At 74.1% G+C, this 13,951-nt stretch carries 10 protein-coding genes and 4 pseudogenes; 8 read left to right on the forward strand and 6 right to left on the reverse strand.

Annotation, left to right across the window (positions count from 1 at the left end; translation table 11 throughout):
* Nucleotides 1-117, reverse strand: a pseudogene (locus C1I97_RS41485) (protease inhibitor protein); the annotation flags it as partial.
* 325 nt (nucleotides 118-442) lie between these two features.
* On the opposite strand from C1I97_RS41485, the gene C1I97_RS16725 reads away from it, so the two are divergent.
* The 3 genes from C1I97_RS16725 to C1I97_RS16735 all read left to right on the forward strand — a co-directional run bounded on the left by C1I97_RS16725 (nucleotide 443) and on the right by C1I97_RS16735 (nucleotide 3,118).
* Nucleotides 443-1,009, forward strand: coding sequence for a hypothetical protein (locus tag C1I97_RS16725; RefSeq protein ID WP_111004019.1), 567 nt, complete (start codon nucleotides 443-445; stop codon nucleotides 1,007-1,009).
* Nucleotides 1,010-1,177: 168 nt separating this feature from the next.
* A complete protein-coding gene (locus C1I97_RS16730; protein ID WP_111004020.1) occupies nucleotides 1,178-1,873 on the forward strand; it encodes an alpha/beta fold hydrolase in 696 nt (231 codons plus the stop codon).
* Nucleotides 1,874-1,939: 66 nt separating this feature from the next.
* Entirely contained in the window at nucleotides 1,940-3,118 is a 1,179-nt protein-coding gene (locus tag C1I97_RS16735; RefSeq protein WP_111004021.1) for a lactate 2-monooxygenase, read from the forward strand.
* A gap of 21 nt (nucleotides 3,119-3,139) precedes the next feature.
* Here C1I97_RS16735 and C1I97_RS16740 read toward each other — a convergent pair.
* The 4 genes and pseudogenes from C1I97_RS16740 to C1I97_RS16755 form a co-directional block, all read right to left on the reverse strand.
* Nucleotides 3,140-4,761, reverse strand: a pseudogene (locus C1I97_RS16740) (RICIN domain-containing protein).
* A gap of 345 nt (nucleotides 4,762-5,106) precedes the next feature.
* Complete coding sequence (locus C1I97_RS16745; RefSeq protein ID WP_111004022.1) at nucleotides 5,107-5,484, reverse strand: toxin Doc; 378 nt, start codon at nucleotides 5,482-5,484, stop codon at nucleotides 5,107-5,109.
* Between the two features lie 3 nt (nucleotides 5,485-5,487).
* Entirely contained in the window at nucleotides 5,488-5,733 is a 246-nt protein-coding gene (locus C1I97_RS16750; RefSeq protein WP_111004023.1) for a hypothetical protein, read from the reverse strand.
* 150 nt (nucleotides 5,734-5,883) lie between these two features.
* Nucleotides 5,884-8,166, reverse strand: coding sequence for a glycoside hydrolase family 9 protein (locus tag C1I97_RS16755; protein ID WP_111004024.1), 2,283 nt, complete (start codon nucleotides 8,164-8,166; stop codon nucleotides 5,884-5,886).
* 266 nt (nucleotides 8,167-8,432) lie between these two features.
* Here C1I97_RS16755 and C1I97_RS16760 point away from each other — a divergent pair, with 266 nt between their 5' ends.
* Nucleotides 8,433-10,808, forward strand: coding sequence for a SpoIIE family protein phosphatase (locus C1I97_RS16760; protein ID WP_111004025.1), 2,376 nt, complete (start codon nucleotides 8,433-8,435; stop codon nucleotides 10,806-10,808).
* Nucleotides 10,809-10,838: 30 nt separating this feature from the next.
* Here C1I97_RS16760 and C1I97_RS16765 read toward each other — a convergent pair.
* Nucleotides 10,839-11,120 (reverse strand): annotated as a pseudogene (locus C1I97_RS16765) (RNA polymerase sigma factor); the annotation flags it as partial.
* Between C1I97_RS16765 and C1I97_RS16770 the strand changes: the two are divergent.
* The 4 genes and pseudogenes from C1I97_RS16770 to C1I97_RS16785 form a co-directional block, all read left to right on the forward strand.
* Nucleotides 11,059-11,472 carry a hypothetical protein gene (locus C1I97_RS16770; protein WP_181446755.1) on the forward strand — a complete coding sequence of 138 codons (414 nt, stop codon included), beginning with the start codon at nucleotides 11,059-11,061 and terminating at the stop codon, nucleotides 11,470-11,472. The pseudogene C1I97_RS16765 and the gene C1I97_RS16770 overlap by 62 nt on opposite strands.
* A gap of 177 nt (nucleotides 11,473-11,649) precedes the next feature.
* A complete protein-coding gene (locus C1I97_RS16775) occupies nucleotides 11,650-12,351 on the forward strand; it encodes a DUF4232 domain-containing protein (protein ID WP_111004026.1) in 702 nt (233 codons plus the stop codon).
* A gap of 36 nt (nucleotides 12,352-12,387) precedes the next feature.
* Nucleotides 12,388-13,638, forward strand: a complete 1,251-nt coding sequence (locus C1I97_RS16780; protein WP_111004027.1) for an arsenic transporter — start codon at nucleotides 12,388-12,390, stop codon at nucleotides 13,636-13,638.
* Between the two features lie 20 nt (nucleotides 13,639-13,658).
* Nucleotides 13,659-13,951: pseudogene (locus C1I97_RS16785) on the forward strand (universal stress protein); the annotation flags it as partial.

Below are 13,951 nucleotides of genomic sequence, written 5' to 3' on the forward strand. Positions count from 1 at the left end.
GGCGTAGAGCGCGGCGGGGGCGGTGGACGGGCCGGCCAGGGCGGCCCCGGTGAGGGGTCCGCAGACGGCCGTGGCCGTAAGGCCGAGGGTCACTGCCCAGCGCGCGGTGTTCCGCATCGTGTGCTTCCTTCCGCTGGATGTCGTCGGGTGCCGGCGCCCGGCTCGGTCGGTGCCGGACCGGCGTGCGGGAGTCTGCCGAGTCCGCCGCCGAAACTCACATCGAACCCACGGGTTTCGGTAACCTTGCGTATTGAATCAGTGGCGTGAAGTCACGGAACGCGAACGGCACAACCCCCATTCCACGGGCCCGTCGATCATCGGATCCGGCCGGATGGCCGGATTCCCCGCGTTCGTCAATCGTCCTGAAAGACTCCGCTTCCGCTCTCGGCGCACTTCCCCGTGACCCCTTGTGTTCATGTTCGAGGCGAGTAATCGTCATTACATGATTACGACAGAGCAACGGGAGAAGCTGCGCGGCTGGTTCGCCGGCCGCCTGCCGGACGATCTGTTCGAGGAACTGGTCGAGGTGACGGTCGACCGCGAGGAGATCACCGTCATCGGCCGCATCCCCGCGCCACGGCTGGCCGAGGACGTCTCGCCCGCGGAGCGGGAGGCGGCCGTGGAGGGCCGGGCGCAGGAGTTCCGGGAGCGCACCCGCCAGGACCGGATGGCGGTGGCGCGCGAGGCCGAGCACCGGTTCCGCCGGAAGGTCTCCTGGGGCGTGGAGTGCGCCGGCGAACGCACCCTGTTCACGCACGTCGCCGCGCCCGTGATGACCCGGCTGCGCCAGCCCGAGCGGCAGGTCCTCGACACCCTGATCGCGGGCGGTGTCGCCCGCAGCCGCAGCGACGCCCTCGCCTGGTGCGTACGCCTGGTGCAGCGGCACACCGACGACTGGCTCACCGAGCTGCGGGAGTCCCTGGAGCACGTGCAGCGGGTCAGGGCCCAGGGCCCCGACACCCGGCCGGAGGACGCCCACGGCGTGGACACCGCGGGTCAGGAGGGCTGACGAAAGAGCGGGGGTTCTGTCCACCGGCGTCGGCATCGGCCTGCCGCCGGCGCCGGTGGCGGCCGCCGTACCGTCGGTGTCCCGGTGTCCCGGTGGCCGTGGCGTGGCCCGTGTCAACAACCCCAGAGGGAAAGGCCGTTGTCAGACCCACCGGATACGTTGGCGGGCATGACTCACTTCGTACTGGTGGCAGGCGCGTGGCTCGGTGCGTGGGCGTGGGACGAGGTGGCGCCCGGTCTGCGGGAGGCCGGGCACGAGGTCCACGCCGTCACGCTCTCCGGCCTCGCCGAGAAGAAGGACGTGCCGGCCGGACTGCGGACCCACGTCCAGGACATCGTCGACCACGTCGAGCGTCACGATCTGCGGGACGTCGTCCTGGTCGGGCACAGCTACGCGGGCATCCCGGTCGGCCAGGCCGCCGAACGCATCGGCGACCGGCTGCGGCGCGTGGTGTTCGTCGACTCGGGCGTCCCGGTCGACGGGCAGTCGTTCCTCTCGAGCTTCGACAGCGCCCCCGTCCGGCAGGCGCTCGACGCCCACGGCGGGCTCTGGCCGCCCCTCCCGGCGTCCGAGTACGCCGGCCAGGAGCTGACCGACGAGCAGATCGACCGCATCGTCACCGAGGGCACACCGCACCCCGGCGCCTCGCTCACCGAGCCGGCCGTGCTGGAGCGCCCGCTGGGCGAGCTGCCGACGACGTACGTCAAGTGCCTGCTGGACGGAACCGAGCCGATACCTCCCGTGGCCGAACTGCTGAAGAGCGAGTGCTGGGAGCTGGTCGAGATGGACACCGGCCACTGGCCCATGTTCTCCCGGCCCCGCGAACTGGCCCGTGTGCTGGCCGAGTCGGCGGCCGGGGACTGAGGGGCGGCCCGGCGCCGGTATCGTCGGGCGCGGCGCGTGGTCGGCGGCTTCGGGCGGGAGGGACGGATGGCGAAGCACTGGGCGGACTTCCAGTACGAGATCTATCTCCACGGGATGACGGGCGCGGTGCCCCGGCTGCCCACCGATCTGACCCGCCTGGAGGAGCTGACCGAGCGGCGGCTGGGTCCCGGTCCGGTGGGCTATGTGGCGGGCAGCGCGGGCAACGGCAGTACGGCACGCGCCAACCGGGCGGCCCTCGAACGCCGCCGGATCGTGCCGCGCATGCTGCGGGACGTCCACGAGCGGGACCTGTCGGTGGAGGTGCTGGGCCGGGCCCTGCCGGCTCCGCTGGCGCTGGCGCCGGTCGGCGTGCTGTCGATCATGCATCCGGACGCCGAGCCGGCGGCGGCCCGGGCGGCGGCCGCGCAGGGCGTGCCGTTCGTCCTGTCGTCGGCCTCCAGTACGGCCATGGAGCAGGTCGCCGAGACGATGGGCGACGCCGAGCGCTGGTTCCAGTTGTACTGGGCCAAGGACCGCGAGGTGACCCGGAGTTTCCTGAACCGGGCCAAGGCGTCCGGGTTCGGTGTCCTGGTGGTCACCCTGGACACTCCGCTGCTGGCCTGGCGGCCCCGCGACCTGGACCAGGCGTACCTGCCGTTCCTGCACGGGGTGGGCACCGCCAACTACTTCTCCGACCCGGCCTTCCGCGCGGGCCTGGCCAAGCCGGTGCACGAGGACCCGAACGCGGCGGTGCTGCACTTCGTGGGCATGTTCGCCGACCCCGGCAAGACCTGGCCGGACCTGGCGTTCCTGCGGGAGAACTGGGACGGCCCGATCGTCCTGAAGGGCATCCTGCACCCCGACGACGCCCGTCTGGCCGCCGACGCCGGGATGGACGGCGTGATCGTGTCCAACCACGGCGGCCGCCAGGTGGCCGGCTCCGTCGCCGCCGCCGACGCGCTGCCGCGGGTGGCCCGGGCGGTGGGCGACCGGCTGACGGTGCTGTTCGACAGCGGCGTGCGCACCGGCGACGACGTCTTCAAGGCGCTCGCGCTCGGCGCGCGGGCGGTGCTGGTGGGCCGGCCGTACGCGTACGGGCTCGGGCTGGACGGCCAGGCGGGCGTCGAGCACGTCATCCGCTGTCTGCTCGCGGAGTTCGACCTCACCCTCGCCCTGACGGGCCACGCCACGCCGGGCACGGTCGGCGCGGCCGACCTCGTGGAGGACCCTGCCCGGCCTGCCTGACGCCCGCCGCGAGGCGGCCGCTCACGTGCTGCTGTCCGGCAGTTCCGCCTGCCGGACGGGCGGGGTGTGCGTCCCGGCGATCGACAGGGAGCCGGCCGCCCAGCGCTGGGCCGTCGAGCCGTCGCGGGCCTTGACGACCACGTCGGCGCCCACCTGCGGCGAGGCGGGGGCGAGGGCGAGACCTTTCTCCCGGCGGGGCAGCAACTCCCCCTGCGGGCCGCTGTCGTAGCGCACATCGGGGCCGCGCCCGGTGCCGGGTTCCGCACAGGTGCCGAGGACGACCACGCCCGCGTCGGCGTGCGAGTCCAGGCACAGGCCGGGATCGGCGACGCTGCGCAGCAGACCGTCCTCCTCCAGGGACCACTGCTGGCTCCAGGCCGAGGAGCACTCGGCGAGTTCGGCGGCCGCCCCGGCCTTCGGCTCGCCCCGGACGGCGAGGCACAGGCCGACCGAGACGTTGCGCAGCCGGGTCTGCCCGGTCGCCGGGGGCAGCCCGGCGGTTCCGGGCGTCGCCGAAGCGGCGGGCGGAGTCGGGGAGTCGGTGCCGGGGGCCGTGTCCGGCGCGCCGGTCACACTGGTGGACGCGGCCGGAGCGGTGCCGCCGCCCGACCACAGACTGACGCCGAGCACGGTGGCGAGCAGTCCGGCGGAGGCCAGCCCGAGGCCGGTGCGCAGCGCCCGGGACGGCCGCGGGAGGCCGGGCACACGGCGGTCGGACGCCGGAGTCCGGGACAGCGGCCGGCGCCGGCCGCCACCGGCCGGCCGCCCGCCGCCGTGCCGGCCGGAGCCCCTGGTGCGCGGGGCCTGCTGGGCACGGTCCGGGCGCGATGCGAGGTAGCGGTCGGCGCCCCAGCCGAGCACCGCCTCGGCGAGCTGTTCGCCCAGTCCGCTTTCCACCAGGCCGAGTTGCCCGGCGGCGTCCCGGCAGTAGCGGCAGTCGTCCAGATGCTGCCGGACATCGGGCAGCAGGTCGCCGCCGCGGCGGATCGGGACGTCGAGCAGCCGGTTGTAGAAGCGGCAGCCGTCGGTCGGCGCGAGTTCCCGGTGGGCGCGCACACAGCCCTCGCGGAACTTCTCCCGCGCCTGCTCCAGGGTGAGCGCCGCCGTCTCGAGGTCCACGCCCAGCAGTCCGGCCGGGACGCCGAGGGGCTCGGCCTCCACCTCGGTGTGCCACAGCAGGCACCGGGCCGCCGGGAAGAGCCCCTCGAAGGACCGCTGGGCGAGCCGGCGGTTCTCCGGGGTCAGGGTCACGGCGTTCCGCATCCCCCGGCCCCCGGCGGGTTTCCGCAGCTCCGGGAGAACGCCGGACACCCGGTCCTCCGCGGCCCACAGCCGGACGGTGTCCCGCACCGTCACCAGCAGCCGGGGGCGCAGCGCCGCACCCGGCTCGCCCAGGGTCAGCCGGTCGAAGACCTGGTGGAAGGCGGCCGAGGTGACCATGGACGCGATCGGCGCCGAGGAGGCGAGGCAGATCACCGCGTACTCGTGGACCGGTTGCCAGTGCCGGGCGATCAACAGGGCCACGCATGGGCGACTTCGGCGTCCGAGCTGCCGGCGAGCCGTGCGGCGAGGGACTCGTCGGACTCTCCGGAGGCACCGTCGGGCGACGGGTAGAGAGGACGAGCGGGGTGGGGGGTGGGCACGAAGCGGCTTCCTTTGGTACGTACCTGAGTGGTGCGGGCGCGTGAGTCCGGCGTACGGCCGGCGGTGGATCGGCTCGACTCCTCAACTGTCCCATCGGAATCGGCTCTTGCCCACGCACGGGCCGTTCAGCTTTGCACAACTCAATGGCGCCCAACAAGGCATGCGGGCAAGGCCCGCATCGTTGACAGGAAGTCAGGAGGCCGGGCGTCACCGGGCGTCGTGTCCGCCCGCTTCGTTCCCTGCTCCCCGTGGGGAACACGCGCACACACCGGTGCCGCGCTCCGGCCCCGCTCCTCCCGCCCGCGGTCGGCGGCCCCGAGGGTACGGTACGGGCGGAGCGGCGGTCAGATCTCCCAGGAGCGGAGCCGGTCGGCGGCTCCGTAGACGTCGGTCTTGCCGGACATCAGGTCACGGGCGAGGTCGACGAGGGCGCCGTAGGGCGGGTCGATGCCGACACCGCTGACGAACATGTACGAGACGGCCGTCGCGCAGGCGAAGCGTGCGTTGGCCGACGGCAGGGGCTTGAGCACGGCGAGGGTGTGCAGCAGGGCGGCGGCCCGCCAGGCCGGGTCGGAGTCCACGCCGAGACGCGGCGGGTCGACACGATGGCGGGCGACGGCGGCCACCAGGGCCGAGAAGTCGTCGACCGTGGGCTGGTCCGGCAGGACCTCCTCGTGGCGCTGCAGCAGCCAGGGCACGTCGATATGGATGACTGGGGTCATCGGTCAGGCGGCCCGCCCCTCGCCTTTCGAGGGCGACTCGTCCTCGGGGAAGGCCTCGGCGAACTCGTCGGCGTGCGCGGTGAAGAACCTGCGGAAGGCCTCGGCGCCCTCCTGCAGGGCCCGGTGCCGGGCTATGTCGGCGGCGGCCGCCTCGCGCACCAGCGCCTTCATCGACGTACCGCGTTCCTTGGCGATCTGGCGCAGGTCCTCAAGCTCGCGATCGCTGAACTCCACATTGAGAGCTGGCATGCCCCACACGGTACCGCGCGGGTACTCACCCGTAAATATCCGCAGGTCACAGCAGTGAGACAACGGTACCGAGGAGCGACCCACGGAACCTGGAACCGAGCCGCCGCCGCGTCGGCGACGATGCGGCGGCGGCCCTGTCCGTCCGGTGGCTCACCCGCGTCCGGGGTGAGCGGCCGGCCCGGCCTGCCGGCCCTGGTCCGCCACGTAGGAGGCCATCCAGGCCAGCGCCGCGTTCCAGTTGACGGCCGTCTCGTTCGTCGACCAGGACTCGATGTCGTCGATGTAGCAGAACTGGCCCACGCAGCCCTGGAGTCTGCTCTGCGCGTAGGGGTCCTGGATGCTGGAGTTGGCGCCTCCGGCGACGGTGCCCTTCGGCGGGTTCGGCAGGCCCGGCTCGAGTTCGTGGGCGTACCAGCGGCTGTGCTGGTTGTGGGAGCTGACGGTGCCGTAGCCGGTGACGTAGGAGATGTTGAGGGCGTTGCGGCCCAGGACGTAGTCCATGCTCTGCACCGCGCCGTCGCGGTACTTCGCGGCGCCGGTGAGGTCGTGGGCGGTGGCGATGACGCGGGCGTTGTTGAGGATCTGGCTGTTGGAGCCCCAGTCGTACATGTTGTCCGCGGGGGCGTACGGCATGCCGTAGGGCTGCGACTTCAGCGTGGCCAGGTACGTGTCCGCGCCCTTGATCACCGACTGGCGCACCTTCTCCCGGCCGGGGAGCCCGCTCGGGACGGTGGCGAGGTCGAGGCGGGCGGGTACCGCGGTACTGGCCCAGTCGAAGCTGACGCTGCCGAAGAGGTCGGCCGTGTGCAGCGGGGACTTGGTCACGTGATCGGCGAACTGCCGCTCCCCGGTGGTGAGGTACAGCTCGGCGGCCGCCCAGTAGAACTCGTCGGCGGCGTTGTCGTCGGGGTAGGCGCCGCCGCCGATGCCGTCGTCCGGATCCGGGTGGAGCGCGGGATGGGCGAGCGCCGCGGTCCAGGCCGTCCGCGCGGCCCGCAGGGCCTTCGCCGCGAAGGCCTTGTCGTAGGGCCCGTAGAGGCGGGCCGCCTGCGCGGCCGCCGCCGCCAGGTTCAGGGTCGCCTGGGTCGTCGGCCGGTGCAGCTCGCGCTTCTGCGGGTCCTGGTGGGGCAGCAGCGGCAGCCCCGTCCACTGCTCGTCGTGGATCTTGCTGTGCGCCATGCCGGCCAGCGGCTTCCCGGCCGGCACCTGCATCTTCAGCAGGAACTCCAGCTCCCAGCGGGCCTCGTCCAGGATGTCGGGCACTTTGTTGCCGCTCTCCGGGACGGCGAGCGTCCTGTCACCGAGGCTCGAGGGCCGGCCGGTGCGCGCGTGCAGGGAGCGCTCGTAGGTGCTCAGCAGTCCCCAGGTGGTGATGCCGCCGTTGACGACGTACTTGCCGTGGTCGCCCGCGTCGTACCAGCCGCCGGTGACGTCCAGTGTGTAGTCGCACAGGCCGGGCCGGCAGGGCACCTTGGCGTCGCCCTGGTTGGGGGCGGCGTTCAGGTGGCCGGCGGGGCGGGCGTAGCCGGGGCGCAGGTCCTCGCGGATCGCGATCCCGCTGCGCTGCGTGTAGTAGTACTTGAGGGAGTCCAGGCGGAGCTGTTCGTAGGCCTCCGCGCCGATGTCGAAGGGGCGGCTCGTCTCGCCGTCGGCGGTCAGGGTGAAGCCCTTGCCGCGTCCCCGGTAGGAGCCGAAGTCGATCGACTGCACGTTCTGCCCGGAGGAGATGTCCTTGCCCCGTGGCACCGTCCAGCCCTGGGCCACGACGGCCCCCTTGGTGTTGCGCAGCCGCCAGGGCAGCTTCGAGGCGGCGTCGGTGACCAGCGTGGCGTTCTTGGGCCCGTCCGGCAGGTAGGCGACCTGGTTGACGCGGACCCGTGGCCCGGTGTCGGGCTCGTACACCTCCGGCGGCACCCCGCCCAGCAGTGACACGTCGTCCAGGCAGAAGCGCCAGGGATCCGCGGCGCCGCCGAGCTGGAAGGCGACCTGGCCCTGGGCGGTGTCGACGGGGGAGGTGAAGGTGTAGGAGTAGGCGTTCCCCGAGACGCTCAGCTGCGGGCTCACCTCGAACCAGGTGTCGTACGGCGCCACCGACAGCCCCACGAGCGCCCGGGCCACGTGCCCGTCGGGCGTGCCGGACGCCGAGAACGACAGCCGGTAGGTCTCGCCCTTCACCAGGGTGATGTCGTTCTGTCCCACGGCGGCGTCCCAGCGGTTGGCGGTGCCCCCGGGCACGTTCGCGCACAGCCGGCCGTCGGACAGGCCCGCGGTGACGTTGCTCGTCGTCCACCACGGTTCGGTGGTGGTGTCGAAGGTTCCGTTCCTGATCTGCTCGGCCTCGTCGGCCCGGGCCTGCGGGGCGGCGGGCAGGGTGGTGAACGCCGCCGCGAGCAGGGCGAGCACGGACAACAGGGTGGTTCTGCGTCGTTTCACGTCTGGGCTCCTCGAGAGGGAGGTACGGGCGGCACTCCCGTGGGAGCGCTCCCAAGAGACGGACCCCGCCATGTTTGTTGCAGCCATGACATCCCGTCAAGGGTGTGGCGGCGCGTTCCCGCCCCCGCTGCCGCGACGACCGGGCGTCCCCTTGACGCGTCCGCCGCACGGCAGGGGGCCGCCGTCCGCGCGACGCCGTTACGGACTAGGGTGGAACGCAAGTGACGCACCTGTTCACTGTGAGTGTGCGCGATGGAGTGGCGACGATGAGCCCGGTGTACCCGTTCGACGACGCGGCCACGGCACGGGCCGTCGTCGACGACCACGGCGTCCTCGTCGAGTGGAACGAGGGCGCGCACCGGCTGCTCGGCTGGGCGCCCGAGGAGGTCCTGGGCAGGAAGGCGGCGCACCTGCTGGCCGGCGGCCCGCGGCCGGTCCTTCCCGGGGGGCCGCGCTGGAGCGGCACGCTCGCCCTGCGGCACCGGGACGGGCACGCCGTGACCGTCTGGGTACTGGTCAACCGCCGGGCCCCGGAGGACGGCGGCGGCCTGCTCCTGGTCACTCCCCTGGAGGACGGCGGGCCGAAGGCCCCGGACGACCCGCTGTCCCGGATCGCGCTCATGCAGTCCCCCTGCGCCATGGCCGTCTACGACGAGCGGCTGCGCCTGCGCGGGATGAATCCCGCCATGGCGGAGGTGTTCGGCGGGGTGCCGGCCGAGCGGCTGCGGGGTCTGCGCCACTCCGAGATCGGCGGCCACCGGCAGAGCGAGGACTTCGAGCGGCACATGCACCGGGTCCTGACCACCGGCCGGGAGGACGACGCGCGGACGTACGCGCCGATGGGCGTCGACGGCCGGTCGAACGTCTGGCTGGCCCGTGTGTCCCCGGTCACCGACCCTCGGGGACGGGTGTGCGGGGTGAGTGTCGCCGCGCACGACTTCACCGAGCAGTACCGGGCGCGCGAGCGGCTGCAACTGATGAACGAGGCGAGCGTGCGCATCGGCACCACCCTCGACGTCACCCGGACGGCGCAGGAGCTCGCCGACGTCTGTGTCCCGGCCCTCGCCGACTTCGTCGGCGTCGACCTGCTGGACGCGGCCGAGGACGGCGGCAAGCCGCTCACCGGCCCGCCGAACATGCCGGTCGCCCTGCGCCGGGCCGCCCACAGCTCCGTCAGTCCGGGCGCGCCGGAGGCCGTCGCCGTGGCCGGGAGGGCCGAGGTCTACCCGGCCACCTCTCCGCAGGGCGTCTGCCTGGTGACGGGTCACTCGGTGGTGCTCACCGAGGAGGCGGGCGACCTGGAGAAGTGGCTGTCCTGGGACCCGGTGCGCAGCACGCGCGTCCGGGAGCTGGGCGTCCACTCCACGATGTCCGTGCCGATCCGGGCCCGGGGGGTGACCCTCGGAGTCGCCGTCTTCACCCGGTTCGAGCAGCCCGCCCCGTTCATGCCCGACGACGTGCTGCTCGCCGAGGAGGTCACGGCCCGCGCCGCCGTCTGCATCGACAACGCCCGGCGCTACTCCCGGGAGCGGGAGACCGCCCTCGCCCTGCAGCACAGCCTGCTGCCGCGCACCCTGCCGCACACCGCCGCCGTGGAGGCGGCCTCCCGCTACCTGCCGGCGGCCCGGGACGGGCTGGGCGGCGACTGGTTCGACGTGATCCCGCTGTCCGGGATGCGGGTCGCCCTGGTCGTCGGGGACGTCCTCGGGCACGGCGTGCAGGCCTCGGCCACCATGGGTCGGCTGCGCACCGCCGTACGCACCCTCGCCGACATCGACCTCTCCCCGGACGAGCTGCTCACCCACCTCGACGACGTGGTGGCCCGGATGTCCGCCGAGGCCGGCACCGAGGGCGGCCCCGGCGAGGCCGGCGCGAGCTGTCTGTACGCGGTCTACGACCCGGTCTCCCGCCGCTGCACGCTCGCCCGTGCCGGGCACCCGCCGCCGGTCCTGGTCCCGCCGGACGGCCCGCCGCGCCGGGTGGAGCTGCCGTGGGGTCCGCCGCTGGGCGTGGGCGGGCTGCCGTTCGAGAGCGTCGAACTCGACCTGCGGGAGGGCAGCGTGCTGTCCTTCTTCACCGACGGGCTGGTCGAGGGCCGCGGACGGGACGCCGACGCCGGCCACCGGCTGCTGTGCGAGGCGCTGGCCGCCCGGACCGGCTCCCTGGAGGAGACCTGCGACCGCGTCCTGCACGCCCTGCTGCCGGCGGGCAACGCCTGCGACGACGTGGCCCTGCTGCTGGCCCGCACCCGGGGCCTGCCGTCCTCCCAGGTGGCCACCTGGGACATCCCGCCCGATCCCTCGCTGGTCGCCCCGGTCCGCAAACGGGTCGTCGAGCAGCTCGACGGCTGGGGGCTCGGCGAGGCGGCGTTCACCACCGAACTGGTGGTCAGCGAGCTGGTCACCAACGCGCTGCGGTACGGCACTCCGCCGATCAGGCTGCGGCTGATCCACAGCGGGGCGCACCTGATCTGCGAGGTGTACGACACCACCCACGCCGCCCCGCACCTGCGCCGCGCCAAGACCTGGGACGAGGGCGGCCGCGGTCTGCTGCTGGTCGCCCAGCTCACCCGGCGGTGGGGCAGCAGGCACACCGCCGAGGGCAAGACCATCTGGGCGGAGCTGAGCCTGGACGACGAGTGACGCCGACGGGTCGGGGCGCCGGCCCGAGGCTCAGGAGGCGTCGGTCAGCCACGGCCTGACCCGGCGGCGCGCCTCGTGCAGCCGCGACTTGAGCGTGCCCAGCGGAATGCCGGCCCGCTCGGCGGCCTCCGCGTACTCCAGTTGGCAGATGTCCCGGTAGACCAGCGGCGCCACCAGGTGGGGATGCTCCCGCTCCAGCCGGTCCAGCGCCTCCAGCAGGTCGACGCGGGAGCCCGCGATGACACCGGTGGTGCGCGGGTCGGCGTACCGCGCGGGCTCGATCACCGCGGGCTGCTCGGCGGCACGGCGCCTGCCCGCCGGGCACGAGCCGGGCCTCGCCGTCGCCGACGACCTGTCCCGGTGGCAGGACCTCGGGGCGGACGTGCGCGGGGTGTTCGTCGGCCTGGGCGAGCACGGCGACGTCACCGCACGGGTGAACGCGCTGGGCCACCCGGGCTGCCACTACGACGGCGGCCGCTCCTGCACCGGCGGACGGTGGCACGGCCGGATCCGGACCTGGAGCGCCTGCCCGGACGGCGGGCGGCTCACGGAGACCGCGCTCGCCCCGGCCGGCGGCGGCCGGCCCCGGGTGTACGTGCAGATCCGGCAGCGCGGCGACGGCGACGCGACCGGACGCGTACTCCGCTCCCTGCGGGTCACCTGACCTCGTACGGGTGAACTCCGCGCGGCACGCGGCGGGAAGGAGTTCCGGAGGAAGGTGAGGAATGTGCGGTCGGCCGCGAACTTTCCGTCCGGTTCGCGCATCGGACACCCATGACGGCGCACGAGGCGCCGGACGCACGCGGCCACCGCGTGCGGCGAACCTCCAGGAGTGTGGAACATGACGCACACGTCCCCGTCCGTCCACCGAGCGGCCCTGCTGGCGAGCGCGGTCGCCGTACTGGGTCTGCTGACCGCCTGCGGCAGCGGCGGCGGCACGAGCGGCGCTCCGCGGCAGGTGTCGGGCACCGCCGCGCCCGCGACCGGCGACACCACGGCCGGCGGCACCGTGACCGGTACGACACCCGGCACGGACTCCGCCACGAGCAGCGGCGCCACACCCCCGAGCAGCGCGGCCACCGGCTCCGCCCACGGCACGGGCGGCACCCGCGCCGCCGCCACGAGCACCCGCTGCCACACCTCCGAACTGAAGGCCTCGGTGGGCCGCAACGACCCCGGCGCCGGGCAGGAGAACTTCCCGGTGGTCCTGACCAACACCTCCGGCCGTACCTGCACCGTGCGCGGCTATCCCGGCGCCGCGTTCGTGGACGCCGCGGGCCGGCAGCTGGGCCCGGAGCCGAAGCGGTCCGCGGGCACGCCCACCACGGTGACGCTGAGGCCGGGGAGCAGCGCCTGGGCGGGGCTGACGTTCTCCAACCCCGGAGTGAGCGGGGCGAGGACGGCGACGCCCGCAGCGCTGATCGTCACGCCGCCGGACGAACGCGACCACCTCACGGTGAGGTGGACGGCCGGCCAGGTCCCCGTGGGCGGCAACGCCTCCTCGGTGTTCCTGACGGTCCTCGGCCCCGGCACGGCTCCCTGAGCGGACACCGCCGACCGCATTCGGGAGGACCCCGCCCTGAACACCGCGCTCGCCGAGAGTCTCTCGGTCGCCCTGCTCGTCGCCGTGCTCGCCTGGGCCGTCGTCCGCCCGTTCGGCTGGCCGGAGGCGGTCATGGCCGTGCCCGCCGCCGGTGTCGTCGTCGCGACGGGCGCGATCCCGCTCGACCACGCCCGGGCCGAGGCGGAGCGGCTGGGGCCGGTGGTCGGGTTCCTGGCGGCGGTGCTGGTGCTCGCCCACTTCTGCGACGCCGAGGGGCTGTTCCGGGCGTGCGGGGCGTGGATGGCCCGCTGGGCGCGGGGCCGCCCGGTGCGGCTGCTGACGGCGGTGTTCGCGCTGGCCTCCGCCATCACCGCGGTGCTCAGCCTGGACGCCACGGTCGTGCTGCTCACGCCGGTGGTGTTCGCCACCGCCGCCCGCACCGGCGTACGGCCCAAACCGCACGTGTACGCGTGCACGCACCTGTCCAACACCGCGTCGCTGCTGCTGCCGGTCTCCAACCTCACCAACCTGCTGGCGTTCGCGGCGAGCGGGCTGAGCTTCACCCGGTTCGCGGCGCTGATGACGCTGCCGTGGCTGGTCGCGATCGGCGCCGAGTACGTGGTCTTCCGCCGCTTCTTCGTCCGCGACCTGGCGGCCGCGGCACCCTCGCCGCGCATCGGGGAGCCGGCCGGGCTGCCGCTGTTCGCGCTGGTCACCGTGGCCTGCACGCTCGCCGGCTTCGTGGTGGCGTCCACATTCGGCGTCGAACCGGTGTGGGCGGCGCTGGCCGGGGCGCTGGTGCTCGCCGGGCGCGCGCTGGTGCGGCGGACGGCGACCCCGCCGACGGTGGTGCGGGCCGCGGCGCCGGCCTTCCTGGCGTTCGTCCTGGCCCTCGGCATCGTGGTGCGCGCGGTGGTGGACAACGGCCTCGCCGGCGCGCTCGGACACGTCCTGCCCGGCGGCACGGGACTGCCGGCGCTGCTCGCCGTCGCCGCGCCGGCCGCCGTCCTCGCCAACCTGATCAACAACCTGCCGGCGGTGCTGGTCCTGCTGCCGCTGACCGCGCCGGCCGGGCCGGGGGCGGTCCTCGCGGTGCTGCTCGGGGTGAACATCGGCCCGAACCTCACCTACGCCGGCTCCCTCGCGACCCTGCTGTGGCGGCGGATCGTGCACCAGCACGAACACGGCGTGGACCTCAAGGAGTTCACCCGGCTCGGTCTGCTGACCGTGCCGTCCGCGCTGGTGCCCGCGGTGGTGGCATTGTGGGGAGCGCTCCAGGTTCTCTGAAGGCGGAGGAGGCCGACCGGATGCGTGTGATCGCCTGGCTGGTGGAGGGCACCTGGCCCGCCTGCGTGGACGCCGTACGCACCTACGCGCCGCACGCGTCCGGGGTGGTCCTGCTGCACGTCAGCGGGGAGGACGTGCCCGGCGTGGCGCACGGGGCGTTCGCCGGGCTGCTCGGGCGTGGGCACCCTGAGAGGGATCCGGGGGATCTGCTGGCGGACCTCGGCGGTACGTCGGCGGCCGAGCTGCTGGACGCGGCGGCGGCGCGGCTCGGGCGGCCGTGCACGCGGCTGGAGCGCGGCGGGCGGGTGGAGCG

It is taken from the genome of Streptomyces sp. NTH33 (assembly GCF_003236365.1).
Taxonomy (GTDB): Bacteria; Actinomycetota; Actinomycetes; order Streptomycetales; family Streptomycetaceae; genus Streptomyces.

Excerpts from the sequence above, each read along its gene's own strand:
- C1I97_RS16725 (WP_111004019.1), top strand. The coding sequence starts at position 443 with ATGATTACGACAGAGCAACGGGAGAAGCTGCGCGGCTGGTTCGCCGGC.
- C1I97_RS16730 (WP_111004020.1), top strand. The coding sequence starts at position 1,178 with ATGACTCACTTCGTACTGGTGGCAGGCGCGTGGCTCGGTGCGTGGGCG.
- C1I97_RS16735 (WP_111004021.1), top strand. The coding sequence starts at position 1,940 with ATGGCGAAGCACTGGGCGGACTTCCAGTACGAGATCTATCTCCACGGG.
- C1I97_RS16745 (WP_111004022.1), bottom strand. The coding sequence starts at position 5,484 with ATGACCCCAGTCATCCATATCGACGTGCCCTGGCTGCTGCAGCGCCAC.
- C1I97_RS16750 (WP_111004023.1), bottom strand. The coding sequence starts at position 5,733 with ATGCCAGCTCTCAATGTGGAGTTCAGCGATCGCGAGCTTGAGGACCTG.
- C1I97_RS16760 (WP_111004025.1), top strand. The coding sequence starts at position 8,433 with ATGAGCCCGGTGTACCCGTTCGACGACGCGGCCACGGCACGGGCCGTC.
- C1I97_RS16775 (WP_111004026.1), top strand. The coding sequence starts at position 11,650 with ATGACGCACACGTCCCCGTCCGTCCACCGAGCGGCCCTGCTGGCGAGC.